Genomic DNA, 25,438 nt, shown 5'->3' on the forward strand with positions numbered 1-25,438 from the left:
TCGGACAATCGTCATACTCCCGATTGGCTGCGATCGCCAATAAAAAAGAGCGGGTCCTTGCGGTCCCACTCTCCATCGGTCGATCAAGAATTTGAATGCCGTATACGCTGCCTTGCCCCCAAATGCAAGCTTTTCGCGTCGGGTCGAAAACAAACTTGCCTTTAAGGGCTTGGCCGTTGCAAGGTGAGCCTCTGGCTGGCGTGCTCCGCCAATTCCATTCCCGGACAAGCCAATCGACGAGTAAGCTCTGTGCCCGACAGCCGATCTCCGCTATCTCCGCTTGCAAACGAGTTCTATCGGCGGATCTGGTTCGCCAGCATGGCGTCCAATCTCGGCGGACTGATTCAAGGGGTTGGCGCTGCCTGGATGATGGCATCCATCTCCAGCTCCGAAAACATGGTGGCGCTCGTTCAGGCGTCCAATACCGGGCCGATCATGCTGTTCTCGCTGATCGCCGGTGCCATCGCCGACAGCTTCGACCGCCGTCGGGTGATGATCGCCTCGCAGCTTTTCATGATCACGATTTCGGCCTTGCTGGCGCTGTTTGCCTATCTCGAGCTGATTACGCCCTGGGCGCTGCTGGCCTTCACCTTCCTGATCGGCTGCGGCACGGCGCTCAACAATCCCTCCTGGCAGGCATCGGTTGGGGACATGGTGCCGCGCGCCGATCTGCCGGCGGCGGTTTCGCTCAACAGCATGGGCTTCAATATCACCCGCAGCGTCGGCCCGGCCATCGGCGGCCTGATCGTTGCTGCAGCTGGGGCTGCGGCGGCGTTTGCGGCCAATACGCTCAGCTATTTCGCCATTCTCTACGCGCTGTTCCGCTGGAAGCCTGATTACCCGCAGAGCACGCTGCCGCGCGAGCAGCTTGGTCCGGCGATCTCGGCCGGTCTTCGTTATGTCGCCATGTCGCCCAATCTCGGCAAGGTTCTGTTTCGCGGCTTTGTCTTCGGCCTGACGGCGACATCGATACTCTCGCTTCTGCCGATCGTGGCCCGCGACCAGCTGGCGGGCGGGCCCCTGGTCTATGGCGGTCTCCTGGGTGCCTTCGGCGTGGGTGCCATCCTCGGCGCGATCTACAATCAGCGACTGCGCGACATCCTGTCGAGTGAGGACATCGTACGCGCCTCCTTTGCCGGCTTTGCGCTGGCGACGGTCGTCACCGGTGTCAGTGGTTCGATCTGGATGGCGGGCGCCGCTTTGATGGTTGCCGGTGCCTGCTGGGTCTTGGCGCTGTCCCTTTTCAACACGGTTGTGCAGCTCTCGACGCCGCGCTGGGTGGTCGGGCGGGCACTGTCATTGTACCAGACGGCGACCTTCGGCGGCATGGCAACCGGCAGCTGGCTGTGGGGCAGCATCGCGGAAAATTCCGGGTCCGGGCACGCCCTCATCGCCTCCGGCGCTTTGATGATGGTCGGCGTGGCGATTGGATTCTTCCTGCCGATGCCGGCCTTTTCCACCCTCGATCTCGATCCTCTCAACCGTTTCAACGAACCGGCACTGAAACTGGACATACGACCGCGCAGCGGGCCGATCGTCATCCAGATCGATTTCGAGATTGATGATGCCGACGTGCCGGAATTTTTGCGCATCATGGTCGAACGTCGCCGCATTCGCCTGCGCGACGGCGCACGCAACTGGACGCTGATGCGCGATCTCGAAAAGCCGGAGATCTGGACGGAAACCTACCATGTTCCGACCTGGGTCGATTACGTTCGTCACAATCAGCGCCGTACCAAGGCAGACGCTGAAATCACCGATCGTCTGATTGAACTGCACCGCGGATCGACCAGCCCGCATGTGCACCGCATGATCGAGCGGCAGGCCATCCCGCCGGCGGATGATGTGTTCCACCAGCCGCATCTCGACCACCCCTGATCCGTGCGATCAGCGCAGCTTTGCCTTCAGGCTCGCACTTGGGTAGCAGGTCGGAGTGAGGCCGTTTTTCGTTTGCCATTCGCCAAGAGAGCGGCGCGTCTTGAAGCCGGGTAGCCCGTCCACCTTGCCGACATCGTACCCCTGCGCCACCAGCGCCTTCTGCATTGCCAGCACGTCCGAGCGCAGCATCTTGCCGACATCTCCCCAGGACCCCTTGAAGGCACCCGATCCGCCGGCAATCCTGTCTGCCAGATTGCCGATGAACAGCGCATAGAGATCGGAATTGTTATATTCCTTGATCACATAGAAGTTGGGCGTCACCAGGAATTCCGGGCCGAAGGTGCCGGCTGGGACCAGCATCATGGCGTCTTGCTTGATTTCCCGGGAGGGGAAGGCCTTGCCGGAAATGCGGGTGAGTCCCTCCGCCGTCCATGCCGACACAGGCTGTGCCCGGTCCGGTCCTTCCTGCGCGCAGGAGACACCGTCCGGAATGCTGATCTCGAAGCCCCAGTCGCGGCCGCGCTGCCAGCCGCTTTTGACCAGGTAGTTGGCGATCGAGGCGAGCGTATCCGGCACCGAATTCCAGATATCGCGTTTCCCGTCGCCATCGAAATCCACAGCATATTTCAGGAAACTCGTCGGCATGAATTGTGGTTGACCAAGCGCGCCGGCCCAGGAGCCGCGCATCTGTTGGGCCGTTACGTCGCCGCCTTCGATCATGTGCAGGGCCGAGATCAGTTCGCGCTGGAACATGTCCTTGCGTGTCGACATGAAGGCCTTGGTGGCCAGGACGTCCAGAGCGCGATAGGGCATTTTCGCCTTGCCGAAACCGGATTCGCGCCCCCAGATCGCGACAAGGATCGAGCCCGGAACGCCATAGGTCGCCTCGACCTTGCGCAGCGTGCTGCCGTGTTGTGACGCAAGCGTACGCCCGGTCGCGGCCAGCCCCTGCAGCCGCTTTTCGGAGAAGTACGAGGCGGGCGAGGAAAATTCGGCCTGGCTCTGGCTTTGTTCCTTCGGCGGGGTTGTGCCCGGCGCAACGAGATCCGGCAGATCCCAGTTGAGGGTCAGGTCGGAGACAGCCTTGTCGAATGCCGGCTTGGAAATGCCGGCATTTTGGGCTTCGCGCCAGAGATCGGTGGCAATCCAGCGCTGGAACTGCCCTTCGACATCGGCGCGCGACGGGGCAGAAAGCGCAGCCGAGACACCGGGCCCGAACACGATCGATAGCGCCAGGGCCATGCCTGCCAGGAAATTGTGAGGGCGGACATTGCGGGGCAGTAAGCGGCAGGTATCGCCCATGATGTTTTCTCCCGTAGGCGACCGTCAGATCGCCGTGCGCGCTCGGAGCGCCGCAGACAGCGTTCCTTCATCGAGATAGTCGAGTTCGCCGCCGACGGGCACGCCATGTGCCAGCCGCGTGATCTTCACACCTTCCAGCCCGGTCAGATGATCGGTGATATAGTGGGCGGTTGTTTGGCCTTCGACGGTCGCGTTGACGGCGATGATAACTTCGCGGACACTGCCCTTGGCCACCCTCTCGATCAGCCCCTTGATGTTGAGATCATCCGGCCCGACGCCATCCAGCGGAGACAAAGTGCCGCCGAGGACATGATAGGCCGCGTTCATTGCGCCCGCCCGCTCCAGAGCCCAGAGATCGGAAACATCCTCGACGACGATGATCATCGACTGGTCGCGCCGATCGTCGGTGCACACTGTGCAGGGATCGATCGTGTCGACATTGCCGCAGCACGAACAGATCTTCACCTTGTCGTAAGCCTCACCCATGGCATGGCCAAGTGGGCCGAGAAGCTGGTCTTTTTTCTTGATCAGATGCAGTGCCGCGCGGCGCGCCGAACGCGGTCCAAGCCCCGGCACCTTCGCCAGGAGCTGGATGAGTTTTTCGATTTCGGGGCCGGTGACTCGCTTTGCCATGCGGCGTTTCTAGCCCATAATGTTGGCAAACGGAATCGTCGAACACGGGTTACGGATGAAAATACGCGCCGTATGCCGTGGCAACCCCGAAGTGTTGCCGGGCAAGAAATACAAGACCGGCATCAACAAGATCGCCTTAGCCGGGCCGACGATGGTCGATGCGCAGGGTCTTGTTGGCGACAGCATTTGCAACGGCAAGCATCATGGTGGCGTCGAGCAGGCGATCTATCTCGAGGGCAGCATCGATCTTTCCTGGTGGGAGAACGAACTTGGCCGCGCCCTGCCGCCGGGTATCTTTGGCGAAAACCTGATCATCGAGGGTCTGGACAACCGAACGCTTGCGGCCGGTGACCGTTTTGCCATTGGCGATGTGCTTCTGGAAGTGACCTCGCCGCGCATGCCCTGTGCAACCTTCGCAGCCCGCATGAGTGAGCCCGGCATGGTCAAGCGATATGCCCGTGCGGCGCGTGGCGGGGCTTATTGCCGGGTGCTAACGGCGGGGTTGATTGAAGCGGGCCAGGACGTTGCACTGATGCCCTATGACGGCGAGCGGGTGAGCCTGCCTGAAATGATGGCCACCTTCGGCAGGTCTCTCTCGCAGGACGACCGGCAGCGTTATCTTGCCGCGCCGATCAACGACAGGTGGAAGCAGGACATACGGCGCGCGATATCCTGATCGGTATCGACGATGGTTGCACGCCGCTGAACTTTACCCGTGGGTCTGCGGCAGTCATCATGCGCCGGATCAGTACGGGGAGACAGATGCAGGAAAACCGGATCGAACTGCTTTGCGCCGATGGCGTTCGGCTCGCCGGGGACTGGTGGCTACCGCTTGCCGGCGCATCGGTCGCGACGGTCGTGATCAATCCTGCAACCGGCGTGCTTGCCCGTTACTACCACTACTATGCGCGCTTTCTGGCCAGGCAGGGCTTTAACGTCCTCACCTACGACTATCGCGGCATCGGTCAGTCGCGACCGGCCGATCTCCGCCGCGTATCCTATACATGGCGCCAATGGGGGCAGCAGGATTTCGACGCGGCGCTTCGCCATGTATTGGATCGTGACGAGACCGGTCGTGTGCTGGTCATAGGTCACAGCATAGGCGGCTTTCTTCCCGGCTACGCGTCTATGGCTCACCGCATATCCGGTCTTCTCTCCGTCGGCGGACAGTTTGGCTATTGGGGTGACTATCGGTTGAGCAAGCGTTTGCCCATGGCGATAAAGTGGCACATGGCCATGCCGGCGATCACGGCCGCAATGGGTTATTTTCCCGGAAAGCGGCTGGGTTGGCTGGAGGATCTGCCGAAAGGCGTTGCGCTTGGGTGGGGCCTCCAGCAGCACAGGGCGGAGCAGGGGCTAACGCCTGCGGAAACGACCGAGATGCGCACAAGGTTCGCCGCCTTCAAGGGGCCTGTTCTTGCCGTCTCGATGTCAGATGATCCGATTGCGACGCCCAAGGCCGTCAACCGGGCCATGGCCTACTACAGCGGAGCTTCGATCGCCAAAGTGCACCTGTCGCCCGAGGATCTCGGCTTCGACACCGTTGGCCACTTTGATCTTTTCCACGCCCGTCATGAGCAGGGCTTCTGGAGAAGCAGCCTCGACTGGTTGCGCGAAGGGCGTAATCCATGGCCTTCGCGGGTCTACCTCTAGCAGACCCGCGAAGGCTCGCCTTCAGATCATGCCATGGGATCAGAAAGGGAACTTCATGCCGGGCGGCAGGGGAATGCCCGCCGTGATGGAAGCCATCTTTTCCTGCGCCTGGACCTCGCCCTTGTCCTTGGCATCCTTGTGCGCGGCAACGATCAGATCTTCGAGGATTTCGGAATCCTCTTCCTTGAAAAGCGACGGATCGATCTTGATGCTCTTCATCTCGCCCTTACCGTTCAGGACGATGGTCACTAGGCCGCCACCGGATTTGCCCTCGATTTCAAGCGCGGCGATTTCCGCCTGCGTCTTTTCCATCTTCGCCTGCATTTCCTTGACCTTGCCCATCATGCCCATGATGTCGCGCATCGTCATCTCCTTGGTTTGTTGTCTTCTTGTCTGGTCCTGCTTCGACTGTTCCGCGCAGCCCACCGCATTCGAAAGCGGCTTTGCGTTTGGAATGGCCGCAAAATTCCGGCAATCTAGAATTCGATATCATCGCCCGGCAGGATGTCGCCTTCATCGTTCTCGACAATGGCTGGCGGCGGACGCGTGTCGTCCTCCTCCTCCATGGTTCCGGCCTTGATGCGGACGTCGGTGATCTTGGCGCCGGGAAAACGCGCAAGGATCGCTGCAACATCCGGGTCTTGCCGGGCATCGCGCAACCGCGTCTCGCGTGTCGTGTTCTCTACCTCGACAAGGGTCGGAGCCCCTTCCTCGCGGCTCAGAATGACCATCCACCGGATTTCGGTCCATTCTTCCAGCCGCTTCTGCAGGTCGCTGACCAGTGTTTTCGGCGCGTCGGGCGGCAGATTGATCTCCAGCCGTCCGGGTTCCAGCCGGACAAGCCGGACGAAGCCGCGCATCAGCGCCTTCAGGCGGGGATCGCGATTCTTGCTGCAAAGTTCTGCGATGTCTTCCAGCGACTTGATCTGGACCTTGGGTGCCGGCATTTCCTGCGGCTTGGGCTGCGCCCGCTCCATTGCGACGGGAAGTGCGTTGCCCGCGGGCACACTCTGCAGATGGGCAACCGGTTGGCTGGATGCGATCCGAGGCGCACTGTCCGCTGACGGCTGGGCGACCGCCTGGACCCGCATCGCCATCGAGGCACCGCCGCCACCGCTACCGCCGTTTGGCCGTGGCGCAGAGGAACCGCGCTCCGCCGGCTGGCCGTCTGACATCTCAAGCAGACGGCGGGCCGCATCTTCCGGCGATGGCAGGTGTGCCGCATGCGCCAGGCGGATGATCACCATTTCCGCAGCACCGGCCGGACGCGACGAACCTTCCGCCTCGGGAATACCCTTCAACAGCATTTGCCACATGCGCGAAAGCGTGGTCACGGCAACGCTTTCCGCCAGCGATGCGCCACGGACGCGCTCCACCTCGCTCAGCGAAGCGTCCTGTGCGGCGGAGGGGATATATTTGAGGCGGGTCACCAGGTGGGTGAAGTCGGCCAGATCTGTCAGCACAACGGTCGGGTTCGCTCCCGCCTCATACTGGCCACCGAATTCTTCCAGCGCAGCGGTGACATCGCCCCGAACAACGTGTTCGAAAAGATCGACGATGCGGGCCCGGTCGGCGAGGCCGAGCATCGAGCGCACCGCGTCTGCATGCACGACGCCGCTGCCATGCGCTATCGCCTGGTCGAGCAGGGACAGACCGTCGCGCGCAGACCCTTCTGCGGCGCGTGCGATCATCGCCAGCGCTTCCTCGTCAGCCTGAATGCCTTCCTTCGATGAGATGGTCGAGAACAGACCGACCAGATCGCTGGCGCTGATCCGCCGCAAATCGAAGCGTTGGCAGCGCGAAAGGACGGTAATCGGAACCTTGCGGATTTCGGTCGTCGCGAAGATGAACTTCACATGTTCCGGCGGCTCTTCGAGCGTCTTCAGGAGGCCGTTGAAGGCCGCCGTCGACAGCATGTGCACTTCGTCGATGATATAGACTTTGTAGCGCGCCGAAACCGGGCGGTAGCGCACCTGCTCGATGATCTCGCGGATATCGTCGATACCGGTATGCGAGGCGGCGTCCATCTCGATCACGTCGACATGCCGGCCTTCCATGATCGCCTGACAATGCTCGCCGGGAATGCGCAGATCGATCGTTGGCTTGTCGATGTCGGCTGTCTTGTAGTTGAGCGCGCGTGCCAGAATGCGGGCCGTGGTCGTCTTGCCCACTCCACGGACACCGGTCAGCATATAGGCCTGGGCAATGCGGCCGGTCTCGAACGCATTGGTCAGCGTGCGAACCATTGGCTCCTGGCCGACCATCAGGTCGGAGAAATCCTTGGGGCGATACTTGCGGGCAAGCACTCGATAGCCGCCGGGGGCGGTCTTGGCCTCTGCAGTGGGCTCCAAATCGCTCATCGCGTTGCCAGCTTCCCCGTCCGCCCGGCTCGGGCATGGCGCGGCCCATGGTTTTGGATCACGGGCCGGAAATGAAGATGAGGTGGGAGGCTGGCACGATGACCCGTGCCGCGCTCGTTAGGGCTGCTTCCTTCCGGATCTGACCCGGTTGGCGAGTGGCTCGTCCACCACCAACCTCCCGAGGTGACATATCGGCAATAACGACGGCAAATGCAAGCCAAGCCCGCAAAAAACTGCTACAGCATGGAAAAACAACAGCGGAGAAACACCTTGGAGCCATTTGTTCTCGATGAGCGTCTCGCGCGCGACAGCCAGTCCATCCTCAAGCTGGGGCTTTGCGATCTGAGGCTTGCCCACGATAGCCGCTGGCCATGGTTGATCCTTGTGCCGCAGCGATCAGGCGTGAGCGAAGTTTTCGATCTCACCCCGCTTGATCAGGCGATGCTCACCTTCGAACAGGTGACGGTTGCGGCCGCCTTGAAGAAAGTCACCGGTGCGACCAAGATCAACATCGCGGCAATTGGCAATGTCGTGCGCCAACTCCATGTCCATGTGGTCGCCCGCTTTGAGGATGATCCGAACTGGCCGGGTCCGATCTGGGGGCATGGCTCGCCAATTGCTCATTCCGACGATACATTCAATGCGCTCAAGTCCCGGATGCTCGAAGCCCTGCAATGACAAAACGATCCATTTTTGATACATCCGCGCCTCATCCCGAGGCCAGTGCACTCACCGCCTTTTCCGGCAATGGTCTTGATCGCAATGCCGAGCATCGCACGGAGGAGAGCCTTGCCCATGCGATGGCGGTCGAAGGGACCCACCTGCTGGCCTTTGCCGGCAATCGCCTGGTGTTCAAGCACGATGGCCAGATCCTCGATCCGCTCTTTGCGCCCTACGAACTGGCCGGCCTTGAACCAGACCTCGACGGCGCGGTTCTGCTGGGCAACAAGCCGAACGGCGAGCCGCGCGTTGCCGTGCCGGTGAATGCCGGCGAAGAACAGCTGGCTATGAATTACAAGGCGCTCACAGCGCGCGAACTGTTCCGGGAATCAGGCGTTGACGAGGAGCTCGTCGGCGAAGCGGCGCAAGGTTTCAGCCTGCTGCACTGGAACGCGGAAAACCGTTTCTGCGGCAGCTGTGGTCACACGATGGAAATGCGCATCGGTGGCTACAAGCGCGAATGCCTTTCCTGCGGAAGGGTGGCCTTTCCCCGCACGGATCCGGTTGTCATCATGATGACCATCGATGAGGTGAATGATCGCTGCCTTCTGGGGCGGGGCGGCCATTTTCCCGAAGGCATGTATTCCTGCCTAGCCGGCTTCATAGAGCCTGCGGAGACGATTGAGAATGCGGTTCGCCGGGAGACCTTCGAGGAATCGGGCATCGCAATAGGGCGGGTCCGCTATCATGCCACCCAGCCTTGGCCGATGCCGCATCAGTTGATGATCGGCTGTTATGCCGAGGCCCTGTCGCTCGATGTGACGCGCGATGAGGCCGAACTGGCCGATTGCCGCTGGTTCACGCGTGCGGAAGTGCAGTCGATGATCGATCTGACCAGCGAAACCGTCAAGGCGCCGGCCAATGGGACCATCGCCCATCGATTGATGAGCGATTGGCTTGACTGGACGCGCTGAGCGCCCGGTCTCTTCTGGCGTCAAAGCTTACCGCGCATCGCATGCGCCTTGTAGACGCCGAGAACGCGAACCTTTTCGGAGAAGAACCGAAGTTCTTCCAGGGCCCGCTTCACCGGCGCGTCGTCCGGATGTCCTTCGATATCGGCATAGAACTGCGTGGCGATGAATTTGCCGCCGATCTGGTAGCTTTCCAGCTTCGTCATGTTGACGCCATTGGTGGCAAAACCGCCCATCGCCTTGTAGAGCGCCGCCGGCAGGTTGCGGACATTGAAGACGAAGGTGGTGATGAAAATCTCGTCGTCGCTCTTGCGCTTAGGCTCGTGTTCATCGCGCGACAGCACGACGAAACGGGTCACGTTGTTGTCGGAATCCTCGACATTTTCGGCGATGATATCGAGACCGTAGAGCGACGACGCCAGTCGCGGCGCGAGAGCCGCCATGCTGCGGTCCCCCCGCTCCGACACCTGTTTGGCAGCACCGGCGGTGTCGCCCGCGACCACCGCCTTCCAGCCATGGCTGCGGATGATCTTGCGGCATTGTCCCAGCGCATGGATATGGCTGTGCACGGTGCGGATCTCGTCGAGCTTCACCCCTGGCAGGACCATCAGCTGGAAACGGATCGGCATGAAATACTCGCCGATGATATGCAGCCGCGACAGCGGCAGCAGGTAGTGGATATCGGCGACGCGGCCGGCCAGCGTGTTCTCGATCGGGATCATCGCCAGATCGACGTCGCCGGTCTCCAGCGCCACGAAGGCGTCCTCGAAGGTCGGGCAGGGCAGCGGCTCCATTGACGGAAACATGTCCCGGCAGGCCATGTCGGAATTGGCGCCAAAGTCGCCCTGGAAGGAAATCTTGTTGGTCGGGGCCAAGGGTATGCGTCCTTAAATGGAGTGGGCCGAAAGAATGCGGCGGGCTTTCTCGAGGTCGTCCGGCGTGTCGACGCCGAGCGGCACGGTCTTCACGATCTCGACATCGATGCGCATCCCGGCTTCAAGCGCTCTGAGCTGTTCGAGCGATTCGCGCTTTTCCAGCGTCGAGGGCGATAGCGAGACGAACCGCTCCAGCGCGCGTCGGCGATAGGCATAGAGGCCGATATGGTGGTAGAGCGGTCCAGCACCATGCGGTGCTGTGGCGCGGGTGAAATACAGGGCCCGCAGTCGTGTATCGCCAAGCGGCGATCCGATCACTTTGACGACGTTGGGATTGGTCTTTTCAGCCTCGTCCTCGATTTCCACCGTCAGCGTTGCGATATCGACGGCGTCGTTGTCCAGCGGCCGCAAGGCGGCGCGGATGGTCTGCGGATCGATGGTCGGCAGGTCGCCCTGCACATTGATGACGATCTCGGCTTTGCCGTCGGGATCGATGATGTTCAAGGCTTCAAAGATGCGGTCCGAGCCGGACTGATGATCGGCACGCGTCATCACGACCTCGAAGCCGGCCGCGGCGACGGCATCGAACGTCCGCTGGTCATCCACCGCAACGATGATTCGTCCGACATCGGCCTCCTGTGCCCGCTTGGCCACCTGAACGATCATCGGCAGGCCGCAAATGTCCGCCAAAGGCTTGCCGGGAAGGCGGGTAGAGGCCATGCGGGCGGGAATTAGTACCACGGTTTTTCCGCTATCGTCTTTATTCATGCCTAACCCCTTCAAATCACCGCGCAGAAGTGTCAATAAGTCCCAGTTGCGGGACCATAATCGTGTTGCATGTGTTATGCAAAAGACATAGGTTCCGCGCGATTTCAAGATCGCTCGGTTGCTGATCGGCCGGCTGCATGGGGAGCTTTGCAGATGAATTCTTACGTGAATATGGGCGTGGGTGCCTTTCTGGGCACCGTCTTCGTCCTGATGTCTGTGTCAATCGCCTCGGAAGGGATTTTCCATTCGGAACATCCTGAGAAGGAAGGTTTTGCCATCGTGGCCGAAGCATCCGGCGAAGGCGAGGCTGCTCCGGAAGCGGCGGCGGCTGTGCCGATCGCGGTTCTTCTGGCCAGCGCCGATGCAGCGGTCGGTGAAGGCGTCTTTAAGAAATGCGCGAGCTGTCACACGGTCGACAAGGGCGGCGCCAACAAGGTTGGCCCGAATCTCTTTGGCCTTGTCGACCGCCCGATCGCCTCGCATGAAGGTTTCAGCTATTCGGCTGCCATGAAGGATTTCTCCAAGGGCGGCGCCGAACTCTGGACCTGGGATCATCTGAACGCCTTCCTGACGGCGCCGAAAAAGCATATCCCGGGCACCGCCATGGGCTTCGCCGGCATTAAGAAGGATGAAGAGCGCGCCAACCTGATCATGTATCTGCACACCATGGCAGACGCTCCGGTCGCGCTGCCTGCGCCGCCGGCGACCAACTGATCCTTCAGATTGCCCGCATTCATGCCCGGCCTAGCGCCGGGCATTTTTGTTTGGTTCGGCAGTTGCGTTGCGATTGTCTCCTGCTTCAGAGAAGCAGCATGGCCCAGAGCGAGACGCTGACCACGCCGATCGCTGTCGATTGAGTGATGATCGAGGCCGCAAGTCCCTGGCCTACGCCAAAGCGGCTGGCGATCAGCCAGGCGTTGATCCCTGTCGGCACGCACGATGTGAGCACGAGCGCTGCGGTCCACTGTGGACTGAGGCCAAGCAGGGTGGCAACCAGCCACACGGTTGCCGGCATCACGACCAGCTTGATCGCAGTCATGACGCTTGCGATCCGCACATTGCCCGCCAAGCCATATTTTGTCAGCGTCATGCCAAGCGAGATCAAGGCCGCAGGTGCTGCCATCCCTGCCACCTGGCCGACGATGCCGTCCAGCATCAGTGGCATCTTGAGGCCGACGATCTGCAGCGCCAGTCCCGCCATCAGGCCGATGATCAGCGGGTTGCGGATGAGATTTGCTCCGACCTGACGCGAAACGGCCAGAATGCCTTCCGATGGGCGGTCCGTTGTCTTCTGCTCGGCCCTTTCCATCGCAACGGTGCCGGCGATCATCATCAACGGCAGATGCACGGCCAGCAGGATCGACATGGCGACGATTCCATCCGGACCGACCGTGCGGTCGACCAGGGGCAGGCCAATGAAGACATTGTTGGCGAAGGCGCCCGAAAGCCCCGCCAGAACACCGATGCGCTGATCGCGGCCGAAGAACCGCGTTGCAATGATGTGACCCAGCGTCCAGGCGACCGCCACCCCGGCAAAATAGGCGATCCACAACCGGAAGGGCGATGCGCCATGGAAATCGGCATTGGCGATGGTGCGGAACATCAGCATCGGCACCGCTACCCTGAACACGAAGTCGCCGAGCCCGTCTCCGATGTCTGCCTTGAGGATCTTCAGCCGCACCAGCGACCAGCCGAACAGAATGAGAATGAAGATGGGCAGAACGTCTTGGGCAACGGATGACATGAAAGGGGCGACTCGCGGAAAACAGACGGGCTTTTTTCTTAGACCCTGAAGTCGCCGGCGACCAGCCTCGGAAGGCTCGGCTCAAAACGACAAAAAGCAGGCAATGCCTGCTTTTACGCCCGGTCGAGCCGGGACCTGCATCCTCGCCGCCAGTACATCCGTGGTCAGCGTGGCCAGGTTGTGGAACCTGTCATGGTTCTTCGGAGCGGCGCTGGGGAGCTTATGCCGTCCGCACATGCATCTCCTAGCCCGGCAAGGTAACAGCCGCATGACATTAAGAACCTCGCCGCCCCTTTCAAACACGGGAAAAAAGGCTATGACCGTTTTGCCAAGACAACGGAGCCCAAGACCATCATGAGCCGATTCGACGTCCTCACTGTCGGTAATGCCATCGTCGACATTATTTCCCGCTGCGATGATCGCTTTCTCCTCGACAACGAGATTACCAAGGGCGCGATGAACCTGATTGATGCCGAGCGTGCCGAACGGCTCTACAGCCTGATGGGTCCTGCGGTCGAGGCATCCGGCGGCAGCGCCGGCAATACCGCAGCCGGCATCGCCAATTTCGGCGGCAAGGCCGCGTATTTCGGCAAGGTGGCCGAAGACCAGTTGGGTGAGATTTTCACCCACGACATTCGCGCCCAGGGCGTGCATTTCGAAACAAGACCGCGCGGAACCCAGCCGCCGACGGCGCGCAGCATGATTTTCGTCACCGAAGACGGCGAGCGTTCGATGAACACCTATCTCGGCGCCTGTGTCGAGCTTGGCCCGGAAGATGTCGAGCCGGAGGTTGTCGCCCAGTCCAAGGTGACCTATTTCGAAGGATATCTCTGGGATCCGCCGCGCGCCAAGCAGGCAATCTTGGAATGCGCCCGCATTGCCCATGAAAATGGTCGCGAAATGTCGATGACATTGTCCGACAGCTTTTGCGTTGGCCGCTACCGCGAGGAATTTCTCGATCTGATGCGCTCAGGCACGGTCGATATTGTTTTTGCCAATGAGCAGGAAGCCCTGTCGCTCTACGAAACGGATGATTTCGCCGTTGCCCTCGACCGCATCGCCGCCGACTGCAAGCTTGCGGCTGTCACCATGGGTGAAAATGGTGCCGTCGTGGTCAAGGGCGACCAGCGCATTCGCGTCCCCGCAACTCTGGTCACCAATCTTCTGGATACGACCGGTGCCGGCGACCTCTTCGCCTCGGGTTTCCTCTTTGGCTATACCAAGGATCGTTCGCTCGAGGATTGCGCCCGCCTGGGCTGCTATGCCGCCGGTGTCGTCATCCAGCAGATCGGCCCGCGCCCGATGAGTTCGCTGGACAAGGGTGCGCGCGCCGCGGGCCTGCTTTAGGGCAGGCCTTATTTGAAGGCCTCTCCGGGATAGGCACCCCAGATTTCCGCCTGCGCCACCCAGCCGGAAACCCCCTTGGTCTCGGCCTTGCACCAGTTGCCGTTGCACTCGTCGATCTTGAGCACGACACCGGGCTCGAGTTTCGCAATGACGGCAGCAGAAGACATGGAATCGCGCCGCATCATGACATAGACATTGTCGCCATTGGCGCGCATCCATGGGGCGGCAACAGCGGTGCGTTCGCCCGAAAGCAGCGTTTGGTTCACCCAGCCTTCGGTTCCGTCGGCATCGCGGATCTGCCGCCAGTTTTCATATTCGCGGATGATTTCGACCGGCAGTCCCGATTTGAGATAGCGCCAGGATACGGCGTAGTCGGTGCTCGGTCCGATCCGCAGATTGACCTTTTCCGCCTTCAGGCTGACAAAGCGAGGCAAAGGCAGTCCGCTGGATCCCTTGGTCATTGCCTGGGCAACGGCGCTCTCGGTCGCAGCCACCAGCGACAGGAGCAGGATGCACGAAGCAAAACTGATTTGGAGCGCTTTCCGATTCATACTGTATCCGACTATGCGATGATGGAAGGGCATTTTGCGAACACCGAACCTGTTCCGGCAGGCATTGAGACAAATCCGGAATGGCGAGCGAGTTTTGTTTGTCTTCGCCAGCGGGTTTGCTAGAAATTGCTCTTTGGGGGGAGTATCCCCCGTCTTGGTTAACGAGTTCTGAACAAGGCATTGATCCGTCCGATGACGAACAGGAAAAGACCCAAGGTCTATATTACCCGTAAATTGCCTGACGCTGTGGAAACGCGCATGCGTGAGCTCTTTGACGCGGAACTCAATATCGATGATGCGCCGCGCAGCCGCGATCAGTTGATCGCCGCGATGAAAACCGCCGACGTCCTGGTTCCAACCGTCACGGATCGCATCGATGCCGCCCTGATCGACGAAGCAGGACCGCAGCTCAAGCTGATTGCCAGCTTCTCCAACGGCACGGATCATATTGATATCGACGCGGCCGCCCGAAAAGGCATTACCGTCACCAATACGCCGAATGTCTTGACCGAAGACACCGCCGACATGACCATGGCGCTGATCCTTGCCGTGCCGCGTCGCCTGGTTCAGGGCGCACGTGTCCTTATGGACAAGCCGGGCGACTGGGCCGGTTGGTCTCCGACATGGATGCTCGGCCGCCGGATCGCCGGCAAGCGCATTGGCATCATCGGCATGGGGCGCATTGGAACGGCCGTTGCCCGCCGCGCCAAGGCTTTTGGTCTGTCTATTCACTATCACAACCGTAAGCGCGTGAGCCCCCAGACAGAAGACGAACTGGAGGCGACCTATTGGGACAGCCTCGATCAGATGCTGGCAAGGGTCGATATCGTTTCGGTCAATTGCCCCTCGACGCCGGCCACCTTCCATCTGCTGTCGGCGCGTCGTCTGGCGCTGCTGCAGCCGACGAGCTACATCGTCAACACGGCACGTGGCGATATCATCGACGAGGATGCTTTGATCCAGTGCCTGAAGACCGGCAAGATTGCCGGCGCCGGGCTGGATGTTTTCGAAAATGAGCCCGCCGTAAATCCGAAACTGGTCAAGCTCGCCAATGAGGGCAAGGTGGTGCTGCTGCCACATACAGGCTCGGCCACGATCGAGGGCCGGATCGATATGGGCGACAAGGTGATCATCAACATCCGCACCTATTTCGATGGCCATCGTCCACCGAACAGGGTCCTGCCCAATCGTCCCTGATCGTTCAGGCCAGCCGTTTGCACATTTCGATCGAGGTCGTCCGGGTGAAGCCCGGATGGCAATTTTCGGTCGTCTTGACGAATCCCCATGCGGAAAAACGTTGGTGGTTGCCGGTGAGTTCGACACGCGTCTCCAGTCGCAGCATGTCGCGTCCGAGATGTCTGGCGATTGTTTCGGCCTCGGTCAGCAGCCGGTATCCGATGCCGTGACCTTGCATGTCTGGGGCCACAGCGAGTTTGCCGATATAGAGTGCCCTCGCTTCCGGTTTGACGAAAACGCATCCGACAAGCTTGTCTTCGGCGAACGCGGCCAGTCCAATCTCGTCCACGGCCTTCTGCGTCAGCCCGTCGAGGTTCAAGCGATGCGCCGAAGACGGAGGATCGATCACGCCGTCCATATAGGCAAACGACCTGACGATCAGCTCGAGCAGCGCACCATAGTCACTGTAACCCGTTTCGCCGATACGCCGGATTTCAATGCGCCCGCTCTCAACCTGGCTCCCGCTCAAGCGCGCGCCTCCCGGCGGCGGTAGCGGATCGTATCGAATTTCGCCGTCAGCGCATCGTAGAGCAGCAGGCGCCCGATCAGCGGCTCGCCGGTACCGGTGATCAGCTTGATCGCCTCCATGGCCATCAGCGTGCCGATCACGCCGGTGAGGGCACCGATGATCCCGGCTTCGGCGCAGGCCGGAACCAGGCCTTCCGGCGGCGCTTCGGGAAAGAGGTCGCGGTAACGCGGGTTCTGTCGCCCTTCGGCGTCGCTCAGGTGCGGCGCCAATACCGTGACTGAGCCATCGAAGCGGCCGACTGCCCCCGTCACCAGCGGAATGGCGCGCATCTCGGCCGCGTCCGCTGCGGCGTAGCGCGTCGCAAAATTGTCCGATCCGTCGATCAGCAGGTCGAAGCGTCCCAGATGGTCGTGGGCGAAGTGAGCGTCGAAGCGCGCTTCGTGTTGCACCACCCGGCAATGCGGATTGAGCCGGGCGATGGCGCGCGCAGCACTCTCGGTCTTCTTCTCGCCGATCGTACCGGTATCGTGGATCACCTGCCGTTGCAGGTTGGAGAGCGAGACGCCGTCGTCATCGACAATCCCGATCGTGCCGACGCCCGCAGCCGCCAGATATTGCAGCACGGGCGCGCCCAGTCCGCCGGCGCCAATCACCAGTACGCGGGCGGATTTCAGCATTTGCTGGCCATGGCCGCCGATTTCAGGCAGCAGGATATGGCGTTGATAACGGGAAAGTTCTTCGGGAAGCAGCGGATCCATCCTGTAATCATGCCATGGGTGAGACGGGCGGGGAAGAGCGCTCAGGCATCCAGACGACCGTCCTGTACGGCAATGATTTCGGCACGATCGCCGAGTGCGGAAAACATCGACTTGTCGGTGCCTGTCATGAAGGCCTGTCCGCCCAGCGCGTCGATCCGGTCGAACAGTGCGGCCCGCCGGCCTTCGTCCAGATGTGCGGCAATCTCGTCGAGCAGCAGAACCGGAGCAAAACCGGTCATCGTTCCGACAAGCCGCGCATGCGCAAGCACCAGCCCGATCAGCAGTGCCTTCTGCTCCCCCGTCGAACAGCGTTCCGCATTCATGTCCTTCTCGATATGGCGGATCTGCAGATCGACGCGATGCGGACCATCCAAAGTCCGCCCGGCCGCCGCATCCCTGTGGCGCGACGAAGCCAGCATCTGGATGTAGCGATCCTCCAGTTCGTAGGCTGGTCTGTCGGCTGCATCGTCCAGGAAACCGCTGAGCGCAAGCTGGGCCGAGGGAAAGCTCGATGTCTGCCGATCTCCCTCGATCAACCCTGCCAGCAGTCCCAGCATTTCCCGTCGCGCTGCCGCCATGGCGACGCCCAGTGCCGCCATCTGCTGTTCGATGCCCGACAGCCAGGAGGGGTCGAAGCGTCCGTCGGACAGCAGCTTGTTGCGACTGCGCATGGCGCGTTCGAAATCGCTCGCGCGTCGTCCATGAGCCGGATCGAGCGAAAGCACCAGCCGGTCGAGGAAACGTCGCCGGTCGGCTGACGGTCCGGTGAAAAGCCCATCCATGGCCGGCGTCAGCCAGAGGACGCGCAGGTGATCCGTCAGTTCATCGACCGACTTGACCGGAGTGCCGTTGATCCTCAGCCGACGAACGAGCCCTTCGTCGTCGCCGCCACCTTCGGTGCCGGTTCCGATCTGAACCTCGCCCGCCATTCCTTCGATTTCGGCGAAGATCGAGAAGCCCGCCGGGGCCCCGACCCGAGCGATATCGGAAAGTACCGCACGTCTCAACCCGCGACCGGGCGAGAGGAAGGAAACGGCTTCCATCAGGTTTGTCTTGCCCGCACCGTTTTCGCCGATCAGCACGACGTGCCGTCCGCCGAGGCTCAGGGAAGCCTGCGCATAATTGCGAAAGTCGCTCAGCTTCAGTCGTTGAATATGGGTCTTCTGGATCATCGGTCGGATTCGCTGTTGCCCTGAGCTAGGCCGAACCAGGCGTCATGGCAAGGGAGCTGCAAAGGTTTATCGTTTCCATCCGGGCTGTGCGACGTCGTGCGACATGGCAGGATGCCCGTATTGCCGTAAAGTGGATCAACTTGAACGGCGAGGAGCATTCCGCGATGAAGCCGGATTCCGATGAACTGACGCCCGAAGAGGCACGCCGCGACCATTGGGAAATGCTGCGCTTCCTGGCGCTCAATGCATGTTTTGGCGCAATGCTGGGACTTGCGACCGCATGTGCGATCCTGTGGCTTGATCTCGGAGGTGTCGGCACGTCACTCGCACGCGCCAGTCACCCGGTCCTGCCAGCTCTGATGATGACCGTGCCCCTCGCGCTGACTTTCGCGGCGGCCGTGACAGCATCGGCCGTCATGTTGATGCCCTATAAGAAAAAGAAGCAAAGATGACACCTGCGGTTTGACGCTCCGGCATTCTTTCGGCATGAAGCCGGAATTCAAACAGTCGGCGGAGAAAGCCATGAGCGACCAGGACGAACGCATCATGCGGCTGGAGGAGATGCTGGCCCACCAGGCACGCGTGATCGATGATCTCTCCGATCAGCTTGCCGAGCAGTGGAAAGTGGTCGATCAGACCCGAACCAAACTTGAGCGGTTATCGGAACGCTTCTCGAATATCGAGGAGCAATCGCTCGACGCTCCGGCGATTACGCGGCCACCGCACTATTGATCCACGCCCATCCGGTGTGTCGAGTCCCTCGACGACTGCGGATGCGATCGGCGAAAGCAGCACGAGGCCACATCCGCATCCTGACTATCTCGGAAATGACGACAAAAAAACGGGCCGGATGAAATCCGACCCGCCTTGTCTTGGAACCGGCGACACGCCCGGCGTCAGTCGCTTAGCGTGTCGAAGAAATCCTTCATGCGGGAAAAGAAACCGGTCGATTCCGGATTGTTTTCCTTCGAGGACAGCTGCTCGAACTCCTGCAGCAACTCGCGCTGGCGCTTGGAAAGCTTCTGCGGCGTCTCGATCTGGATCTGGATATAGAGATCACCCGTCTGCGTTGACCGCAGCACCGGCATGCCCTTGCCCTTGAGGCGGAACTGCTTGCCCGGCTGTGTGCCTTCCGGCACGGTGACCCGCGACTTCGTCCCGTCCAGCGTCGCGACATCGAACGTGCCGCCAAGGGCCGCCGTCGTCATCGAGATCGGCACCGAGCAATAGAGGTCAGCCCCGTCGCGCTGGAAGAATTCATGCGGCCTGACCGACAGGAATATGTAGAGGTCGCCTGACGGCCCGCCTCTGAGGCCGGCTTCGCCTTCACCCTGCAGGCGAATGCGTGTGCCGTCCTCGATGCCCGACGGAATGTTGACCGACAGCGAACGCTCTTCCGTCACGCGGCCCTGGCCATTGCACTTGCTGCATGGGTCCGAGATGGTCTGGCCCCGTCCATGACAGGTCGGGCAGGTCCTCTCGATCGAGAAGAAGCCTTGTGCGGCACGAATGCGGCCGGAACCCTGACAGGTCGCACAGGTTGTCGGCTTGGTGCCGGGCTTGGCGCCACTGCCGGTACAGACTTCGCAGGTGATCGAGGTTGGAACCCGGATCTGTGCGGTCTTGCCGGTAAACGCCTCTTCCAGCGAGATTTCCATGTTGTAGCGCAGGTCTGCACCGCGCTCGCGTCCATTGGTGGACCGGGCGCGTCCACCGCGGGCGCCACCCATCATCTCGCCGAAGATATCCTCGAAAATATCCGAGAAACCGCCGCCGCCGGCAAAGCCGCCAGCGCCACCACCACCGCCGCCGTTTTCGAAAGCGGCATGGCCGAACCGATCATAGGCTGCGCGCTTCTGGGGATCCTTCAAGGTCTCGTAGGCCTCGTTGATCTCCTTGAACTTGCGCTCGGCATCCTTGTCTTCGGGGTTCTTGTCGGGATGGTAGACCATCGCAAGCTTGCGGAAGGCGCTTTTCAGCTCCTTCTCGTCTGCGGTCCGGCCGACCCCTAGGGTCTCGTAGAAATCTGCTTTTGCCATGATATTACAGAGCTCTCAAAGCTTTCTCCACGCTGGTGTGGCTGCCAGTTTTCTTGCCTGCCTGCTTGTCGCAAGTCAGCATGTCTTTCCGGAAATCGGATGAAGCGGAAACGGCGTCGTCCAGCAGCGCCTTGCGCGGTTCGCCCTTGCTGGCGAGCCCGTCGGATGCTGAGACTGCGGCGAAGGCCAGGGAATGAGCCGCCATGTCGCAGGCCGAAACCTCACCCCCGCTTTCGCGTCTCTCCAGGGCTGCTTCGATGATCCGTCCGAGTTCGTTGCCGATGCGGAACAGACTGTTGCTGTCACCTGCAGCGATGGCCTTGGCAATGCTCGACTCAGCCGCGCTCACCTGCCGGTGAACGGCACCGAGCTGAGCCTTGTCCTGTGCCTGTACGGCACCCGTCGCGACGATCAAAGAAAATGCGGCTGGCCCGAAGGCCAGCCACGTTGGAGACAAACGCCGCTTCGAGGCCCGCATTAGGCGGACTTCTTCGCGTCTTCGTCCTTCACTTCTTCATAGTCGGCATCAACGATATCGCTATCCGGGCCATTGTCGGCATTGCCGGCGCCACCTTCAGCCTGCTGGGCTTCATAGATGGCCTGGCCGAGCTTCATGGAAACTTCCATGAGCGTCTGCGTCTTGGCCTGAATGTCGTCCGCCGAAGGTTCGGAAACTTCGAGTGAGCCCTTCAGGGCAGCAATCGCATCCTCGATCGCCTTGCGATCGGTCTCGGAAACCTTGTCGCCAAATTCACTGACCGACTTTTCGGTCGAGTGGATCAGGCTTTCGGCGCTGTTCTTGGCTTCGACGACGGCGCGGCGCTGCTTGTCGGCCTCGGCATTCGCCTCTGCGTCCTTCACCATCTTTTCGATGTCGGCGTCAGACAGACCACCAGAAGCCTGGATACGGATCTGCTGTTCCTTGCCGGTGCCCTTGTCCTTGGCCGAAACCTGCACGATGCCGTTGGCATCGATGTCGAAGGTCACTTCGATCTGCGGAACGCCACGCGGTGCCGGCGGCAGGCCGACGAGGTCGAACTGGCCAAGCAGCTTGTTGTCCTGGGCCATTTCGCGCTCGCCCTGGCTGACGCGGATGGTCACGGCCGACTGGCTGTCTTCGGCGGTCGAGAAGGTCTGGCTCTTCTTTGTAGGGATCGTCGTGTTGCGATCGATCAGACGGGTGAAGACGCCACCGAGCGTTTCGATACCGAGCGACAGCGGGGTCACGTCGAGAAGCAGGACGTCCTTGACGTCGCCCTGCAGAACGCCGGCCTGGATGGCCGCGCCCATGGCAACGACTTCATCCGGGTTAACGCCCTTGTGCGGCTCTTTGCCGAACAGCTGCTTGACGATTTCCTGGACCTTCGGCATGCGGCTCATGCCGCCGACGAGAACCACTTCCTCGATTTCGGCAGCCGTGACGCCAGCATCCTTCAACGCGGCTTTGCAGGGTGCGACGGTGCGCTGGATGAGATCGTCGACCAGGCTTTCGAACTTGGCGCGGGTCAGCTTCATCGTCAGGTGCTTCGGACCGGTCGCATCCGCCGTGATGAACGGCAGGTTGATTTCCGTCTGCTGCGAAGAGGACAGCTCGATCTTGGCCTTTTCTGCGGCTTCCTTCAGGCGCTGCAGGGCCAGCTTGTCGCCCTTCAGGTCGATGCCCTGGTCCTTCTTGAATTCGCCTGCGAGATACTCGACCAGACGCATGTCGAAGTCTTCACCGCCGAGGAAGGTGTCGCCGTTGGTCGACTTCACTTCGAAGACGCCATCGCCGATTTCGAGAACGGAGATATCGAAGGTGCCGCCACCCAGGTCATAGACGGCGATCGTCTTGCCTTCGCGCTTGTCCATGCCATAGGCGAGGGCAGCAGCGGTCGGCTCGTTGATGATGCGCAGCACTTCGAGACCCGCGATGCGGCCGGCATCCTTGGTTGCCTGGCGCTGGGCGTCGTTGAAGTAGGCCGGAACGGTGATGACTGCCTTTTCGACCTTTTCGCCGAGATAGGCTTCTGCCGTTTCCTTCATCTTCTGCAGGATCATGGCCGAGATCTGCGAGGGCGAATAGCCCTTGCCCTGGGCTTCGACCCATGCATCGCCATTGTCGCCCTTGACGATATGGAACGGCACGAGGCCCTTGTCCTTCTCGACGGTCGGGTCTTCGTAGCGACGGCCGATCAGGCGCTTGACGGCAAACAGTGTGTTGGTCGGGTTGGTGACCGCCTGGCGCTTGGCCGGCTGGCCGACAAGGCGTTCGCCATCGTCGGAAAATGCCACCATCGACGGCGTGGTGCGTGCGCCTTCGGAATTCTCGATGACCTTTGCATCCTTGCCGTCCATGACGGAGACGCAGGAGTTGGTCGTTCCAAGGTCGATACCGATTACTTTAGCCATTTCATTCTCTCCTTGAAGCAGGCTGTCGGAACCCCGATCAGGCATTCCCTGACAGCCCCTCGACGTGGACGGTCTGTGATGTTCGCAGCCACGCTGCGGTTATGTCGCGTATATAAGAAGCAGTTTTTCGGACTGCAAGGCTGGAATTCCGCTGTAATCCAGTAAATAGAACAGATTGGCGGCGGCTTTCTCCACCAGAAATGGGATGCCGATCCCGCTTTGCCAAGCAGATTTCGTAGAGATGAAGGCTTGCGTCTGGCATGCCGGCCGGGGAACTGCGCCGTTTGGCTAAAAATCATTGCCCCAGAATGAGGTCGAGCAGGGTGGTTCGACGCCGCTCGCCGCCTGCCGACTGTGCCGGCCCGACGTCGCCCGGCGGAACCGGGCCGGTGGCGCCGGCCATTCCGGGTTCTGCTCCGTCCGGCGGCGTAGGTGCCTCGGGTTGCACGGGATAACGCTCCTCGGCACCACCCGTGAACACATCGGATATGATCGTGCCGATCGTCATGTCCTCTTGCTCCGGTGCCGGCTCGTAATAGTCGCCGCCAGGCAAGGGCGCCGGAGAAAGCCCCTGGTGGGCCGCACTCATGAACTCATGCCAGGCCACGGCCGGAAGCCCACCGCCGGTGACTTTCTTCATCGACTGGCCATCGTCGTTGCCGAACCAGACGCCGGTAGTCAGGTTGCTGGTATAGCCGACGAACAGCGCATCGCGAAAAGACTGCGTCGTGCCGCTTTTGCCGGCGGCCTCCCAGCCCTTCAGGCGTGCTTTGCGGCCGGTGCCGTTGTTGATCACGCCCATCATCATCTTGTTCATCGAAGAGACGACGCCTTCGCCAAGTACGCGCGGCGGCTCGAGATAGTTGTTTTCGTAGATCACCGTGCCATCGGTCTTCAGGATGCGCCGGATCACATGCGGCGTCGCCTTGTAGCCGCCGTTCATGAAAGGCGCATAGGCGGCCGTCAGCTCGAGCAGCGAGACTTCCGATGTTCCGAGCGCGATCGAGGCATTGTTCTGCAGATCCGAATCGATCCCCATCCGGTGTGCGAGCTTGATCACCTGCTCGGGACCAACCTCCATCACCATCTGCGCGGCAATCGTGTTCAGCGAATCCTCCATCGCCTGGGTCAACGTGACGGGACCGCGAAACTTCTGGTCGTAGTTTTCCGGCGTCCAAGCGCCGATCCGGATCGGCGCGTCGTTACGGATCGAATCCGGCCGCAGGCCGATTTCCATGGCGGCCGCGTAGACGAAGGGCTTGAATGCCGAACCCGGCTGGCGTTTGGCTTTGACCGCGCGGTTGAACTGGCTCTCTGCATAGTCGCGCCCGCCAACCAGCGCGCGGATCGCGCCGGTGCCATCGATCGACACCAGCGCCGCCTGCGAAGCGTTGAGCTTGGCGCCATCGGCCGCCAGTGTCTCGGTGAGTGCCGCTTCCGCCTTTTTCTCCAGTGTCATGTCGATGGTCGTCTCGACCACCAGATCCTCGGTCACCGTGCCGATCAGGCCCGTGACCTCGTCCTTGACCATGTCGGCGACATACTGCCCTGCGCCGCTCCAGTAGCGCTTCGCCCGCGTCGGCGATTGCGACATCGCAGTCTTGATCTCATCGTCGGTAATATAGCCTTCTTCGCGCATCGCCCCGAGGACCACCTGGGCGCGCGCCTCCGCGGCTTCAGGATCACGGGCGGGCGAGAGCCGTGACGGCGCCTTGAGCAGTCCGGCCAGAAGGGCTGCCTCGCCAAGGTTCACGTCGCGCGCCGACTTGTTGAAATAGCGCCTTGCCGCCGCCTCGACGCCGTAGGCGTTCGAACCGAAATAGACCCGGTTCAGGTACATAGCCAGGATCTGGTCCTTGGTGAATTTTTGCTCCAGCCAGAAGGACAGCAGCACTTCCTGGACCTTGCGCTCGATCGTGCGCTCCGGCGACAGGAACAGGTTCTTGGCCAACTGCTGGGTGAGCGTCGATCCGCCCTGCAGGCTGCCGCTTCCGGTCAGGTTGTTGACCACGGCGCGCGCAAGACCGAGCGGATCCACGCCGAAATGCGAATAGAAGCGCCTGTCCTCGATCGCCATCACCGCCTGCGGAATATAGGGCGACATCTCCTCGAGCGGCAGAGCCTCGCCGCCGGTCGCGCCGCGATTGGCGATGACGGTTCCCTCGACCGAGACAATCTTCATGTTAGGCGGGCGTTCCGGGATCGACCAGCTGCTCGCACTCGGCATCTGCATCCCGTAGTAGAAGACGAGGCCGCCGACGGCGATCCCGCCCCAGATCGATAGAACGAAGCACCAGTAGATCAGCTTGCCGATGCCAAATCCACCTCCGGGCGCGGGTTTCGCCTTGCGGCCGCGCGCGGAGGATTTTGCCTTCGCTTTCACCTGGGATTTGGCGCCCTTGGTACCCGATTTCGCCTGTCCACTGCGCCCGCCGAGCCGATCGTTGGCGTCGAGGCGAAAATCCTCCTCCTCCCGATCTTCCTCGAAAGTCGGTTCGACACGGTCGCGGGATTTGCCTCTGGTCACCATCGAGGGCGATCTGCTCCGGATAAGTCTCGCACGCCGCGGCATTGGAACCGCGCCTGCATCAGGTTGATTGTCGAGGGCAGGATTTGTTCGCCGATGGTTAG

The 25,438-nt window shown here is 61.2% G+C and carries 25 protein-coding genes and 1 other RNA gene; 10 read left to right on the plus strand and 16 right to left on the minus strand.

What is annotated here, in order from left to right:
* Nucleotides 1-249 precede the first annotated feature (249 nt).
* Nucleotides 250-1,878 (plus strand): MFS transporter, encoded by a 1,629-nt coding sequence (locus tag IM739_RS03450; protein ID WP_237369837.1) that lies wholly within the window; start codon nt 250-252, stop codon nt 1,876-1,878.
* Between the two features lie 9 nt (nt 1,879-1,887).
* Here IM739_RS03450 and IM739_RS03455 read toward each other — a convergent pair whose 3' ends face one another.
* Both IM739_RS03455 and recR read right to left on the minus strand, forming a co-directional pair.
* Nucleotides 1,888-3,120, minus strand: coding sequence for a lytic murein transglycosylase (locus tag IM739_RS03455; protein ID WP_237370965.1), 1,233 nt, complete (start codon nt 3,118-3,120; stop codon nt 1,888-1,890).
* An 84-nt stretch (nt 3,121-3,204) separates the two neighbouring features.
* Nucleotides 3,205-3,813, minus strand: a complete 609-nt coding sequence (recR, locus tag IM739_RS03460) for a recombination mediator RecR (protein ID WP_237369838.1) — start codon at nt 3,811-3,813, stop codon at nt 3,205-3,207.
* Between the two features lie 55 nt (nt 3,814-3,868).
* Here recR and IM739_RS03465 point away from each other — a divergent pair, with 55 nt between their 5' ends.
* Nucleotides 3,869-4,489, plus strand: coding sequence for an MOSC domain-containing protein (locus IM739_RS03465; RefSeq protein WP_237369839.1), 621 nt, complete (start codon nt 3,869-3,871; stop codon nt 4,487-4,489).
* Nucleotides 4,456-5,466, plus strand: a complete 1,011-nt coding sequence (locus IM739_RS03470; RefSeq protein WP_237369840.1) for an alpha/beta hydrolase family protein — start codon at nt 4,456-4,458, stop codon at nt 5,464-5,466. Before IM739_RS03465 ends, IM739_RS03470 begins: the two co-directional genes overlap by 34 nt.
* Nucleotides 5,467-5,505: 39 nt before the next feature.
* On the opposite strand, the gene IM739_RS03475 is transcribed toward IM739_RS03470, so the two are convergent.
* The 3 genes from IM739_RS03475 to ffs all read right to left on the minus strand — a co-directional run bounded on the left by IM739_RS03475 (nt 5,506) and on the right by ffs (nt 8,005).
* Nucleotides 5,506-5,829: a YbaB/EbfC family nucleoid-associated protein gene (locus IM739_RS03475; protein ID WP_007600510.1), complete on the minus strand. Its 324-nt coding sequence runs from the start codon at nt 5,827-5,829 to the stop codon at nt 5,506-5,508.
* Between the two features lie 113 nt (nt 5,830-5,942).
* Nucleotides 5,943-7,826: a DNA polymerase III subunit gamma/tau gene (locus tag IM739_RS03480; RefSeq protein ID WP_237369841.1), complete on the minus strand. Its 1,884-nt coding sequence runs from the start codon at nt 7,824-7,826 to the stop codon at nt 5,943-5,945.
* Between the two features lie 82 nt (nt 7,827-7,908).
* Nucleotides 7,909-8,005: signal recognition particle sRNA small type (gene ffs, locus IM739_RS03485), an RNA gene on the minus strand.
* 91 nt (nt 8,006-8,096) lie between these two features.
* Between ffs and IM739_RS03490 the strand changes: the two genes are divergently transcribed.
* Both IM739_RS03490 and nudC read left to right on the plus strand, forming a co-directional pair.
* The gene (locus IM739_RS03490; protein ID WP_442981086.1) at nt 8,097-8,504 is read left to right on the plus strand and encodes an HIT domain-containing protein; all 408 of its coding nucleotides are present in this window, start codon (nt 8,097-8,099) and stop codon (nt 8,502-8,504) included.
* Entirely contained in the window at nt 8,501-9,460 is a 960-nt protein-coding gene (nudC, locus tag IM739_RS03495; RefSeq protein ID WP_237369843.1) for an NAD(+) diphosphatase, read from the plus strand. Before IM739_RS03490 ends, nudC begins: the two co-directional genes overlap by 4 nt.
* 20 nt (nt 9,461-9,480) lie before the next feature.
* Here the strand turns inward: nudC and IM739_RS03500 are convergent, their stop codons facing one another.
* Together IM739_RS03500 and IM739_RS03505 are read right to left on the minus strand one after the other, a co-directional pair.
* Nucleotides 9,481-10,278 (minus strand): prephenate dehydratase, encoded by a 798-nt coding sequence (locus IM739_RS03500; RefSeq protein ID WP_237370966.1) that lies wholly within the window; start codon nt 10,276-10,278, stop codon nt 9,481-9,483.
* Nucleotides 10,279-10,344: 66 nt separating this feature from the next.
* Nucleotides 10,345-11,100 (minus strand): 3-deoxy-manno-octulosonate cytidylyltransferase, encoded by a 756-nt coding sequence (locus IM739_RS03505; protein ID WP_237369844.1) that lies wholly within the window; start codon nt 11,098-11,100, stop codon nt 10,345-10,347.
* Between the two features lie 153 nt (nt 11,101-11,253).
* Between IM739_RS03505 and IM739_RS03510 the strand changes: the two genes are divergently transcribed.
* Nucleotides 11,254-11,814, plus strand: coding sequence for a c-type cytochrome (locus IM739_RS03510; RefSeq protein ID WP_237369845.1), 561 nt, complete (start codon nt 11,254-11,256; stop codon nt 11,812-11,814).
* 85 nt (nt 11,815-11,899) lie between these two features.
* Here the strand turns inward: IM739_RS03510 and IM739_RS03515 are convergent, their stop codons facing one another.
* A complete protein-coding gene (locus IM739_RS03515) occupies nt 11,900-12,844 on the minus strand; it encodes an AEC family transporter (RefSeq protein ID WP_237369846.1) in 945 nt (314 codons plus the stop codon).
* Nucleotides 12,845-13,198: 354 nt separating this feature from the next.
* On the opposite strand from IM739_RS03515, the gene IM739_RS03520 reads away from it, so the two are divergent.
* The gene (locus IM739_RS03520) at nt 13,199-14,191 is read left to right on the plus strand and encodes an adenosine kinase (RefSeq protein ID WP_237369847.1); all 993 of its coding nucleotides are present in this window, start codon (nt 13,199-13,201) and stop codon (nt 14,189-14,191) included.
* Between the two features lie 8 nt (nt 14,192-14,199).
* Here the strand turns inward: IM739_RS03520 and IM739_RS03525 are convergent, their stop codons facing one another.
* Nucleotides 14,200-14,742: an SH3 domain-containing protein gene (locus IM739_RS03525; protein ID WP_237369848.1), complete on the minus strand. Its 543-nt coding sequence runs from the start codon at nt 14,740-14,742 to the stop codon at nt 14,200-14,202.
* A 192-nt stretch (nt 14,743-14,934) separates the two neighbouring features.
* Here IM739_RS03525 and IM739_RS03530 point away from each other — a divergent pair, with 192 nt between their 5' ends.
* Nucleotides 14,935-15,939, plus strand: a complete 1,005-nt coding sequence (locus tag IM739_RS03530; RefSeq protein WP_237369849.1) for a 2-hydroxyacid dehydrogenase — start codon at nt 14,935-14,937, stop codon at nt 15,937-15,939.
* A 4-nt stretch (nt 15,940-15,943) separates the two neighbouring features.
* Here the strand turns inward: IM739_RS03530 and IM739_RS03535 are convergent, their stop codons facing one another.
* The 3 genes from IM739_RS03535 to recF are packed head-to-tail and all read right to left on the minus strand — an operon-like array spanning nt 15,944 to nt 18,377.
* A complete protein-coding gene (locus IM739_RS03535) occupies nt 15,944-16,417 on the minus strand; it encodes a GNAT family N-acetyltransferase (RefSeq protein ID WP_237370967.1) in 474 nt (157 codons plus the stop codon).
* 26 nt (nt 16,418-16,443) lie between these two features.
* Nucleotides 16,444-17,205 carry a molybdopterin-synthase adenylyltransferase MoeB gene (locus IM739_RS03540; RefSeq protein ID WP_237369850.1) on the minus strand — a complete coding sequence of 254 codons (762 nt, stop codon included), beginning with the start codon at nt 17,203-17,205 and terminating at the stop codon, nt 16,444-16,446.
* 41 nt (nt 17,206-17,246) lie between these two features.
* Nucleotides 17,247-18,377, minus strand: a complete 1,131-nt coding sequence (gene recF, locus IM739_RS03545; RefSeq protein ID WP_237369851.1) for a DNA replication/repair protein RecF — start codon at nt 18,375-18,377, stop codon at nt 17,247-17,249.
* A gap of 164 nt (nt 18,378-18,541) precedes the next feature.
* Here recF and IM739_RS03550 point away from each other — a divergent pair, with 164 nt between their 5' ends.
* Complete coding sequence (locus IM739_RS03550; protein WP_237369852.1) at nt 18,542-18,829, plus strand: hypothetical protein; 288 nt, start codon at nt 18,542-18,544, stop codon at nt 18,827-18,829.
* 70 nt (nt 18,830-18,899) lie between these two features.
* On the plus strand, nt 18,900-19,109 hold the full coding sequence (locus IM739_RS03555) for a SlyX family protein (RefSeq protein ID WP_237369853.1): 210 nt from the start codon (nt 18,900-18,902) through the stop codon (nt 19,107-19,109).
* A gap of 164 nt (nt 19,110-19,273) precedes the next feature.
* Here the strand turns inward: IM739_RS03555 and dnaJ are convergent, their stop codons facing one another.
* The 4 genes from dnaJ to IM739_RS03575 form a co-directional block, all read right to left on the minus strand.
* Nucleotides 19,274-20,416: a molecular chaperone DnaJ gene (gene dnaJ / locus IM739_RS03560; RefSeq protein WP_237369854.1), complete on the minus strand. Its 1,143-nt coding sequence runs from the start codon at nt 20,414-20,416 to the stop codon at nt 19,274-19,276.
* 4 nt (nt 20,417-20,420) lie between these two features.
* On the minus strand, nt 20,421-20,894 hold the full coding sequence (locus IM739_RS03565) for a hypothetical protein (RefSeq protein ID WP_237369855.1): 474 nt from the start codon (nt 20,892-20,894) through the stop codon (nt 20,421-20,423).
* Complete coding sequence (dnaK, locus tag IM739_RS03570; RefSeq protein WP_237369856.1) at nt 20,894-22,807, minus strand: molecular chaperone DnaK; 1,914 nt, start codon at nt 22,805-22,807, stop codon at nt 20,894-20,896. The genes IM739_RS03565 and dnaK overlap by 1 nt, the downstream gene beginning before the upstream one ends.
* A gap of 295 nt (nt 22,808-23,102) precedes the next feature.
* Nucleotides 23,103-25,337, minus strand: a complete 2,235-nt coding sequence (locus IM739_RS03575) for a transglycosylase domain-containing protein (RefSeq protein WP_237369857.1) — start codon at nt 25,335-25,337, stop codon at nt 23,103-23,105.
* Between the last annotated feature and the right edge of the window lie 101 nt (nt 25,338-25,438).

Source organism: Rhizobium sp. SL42, assembly GCF_021729845.1.
Taxonomy (GTDB): Bacteria; Pseudomonadota; Alphaproteobacteria; order Rhizobiales; family Rhizobiaceae; genus Allorhizobium.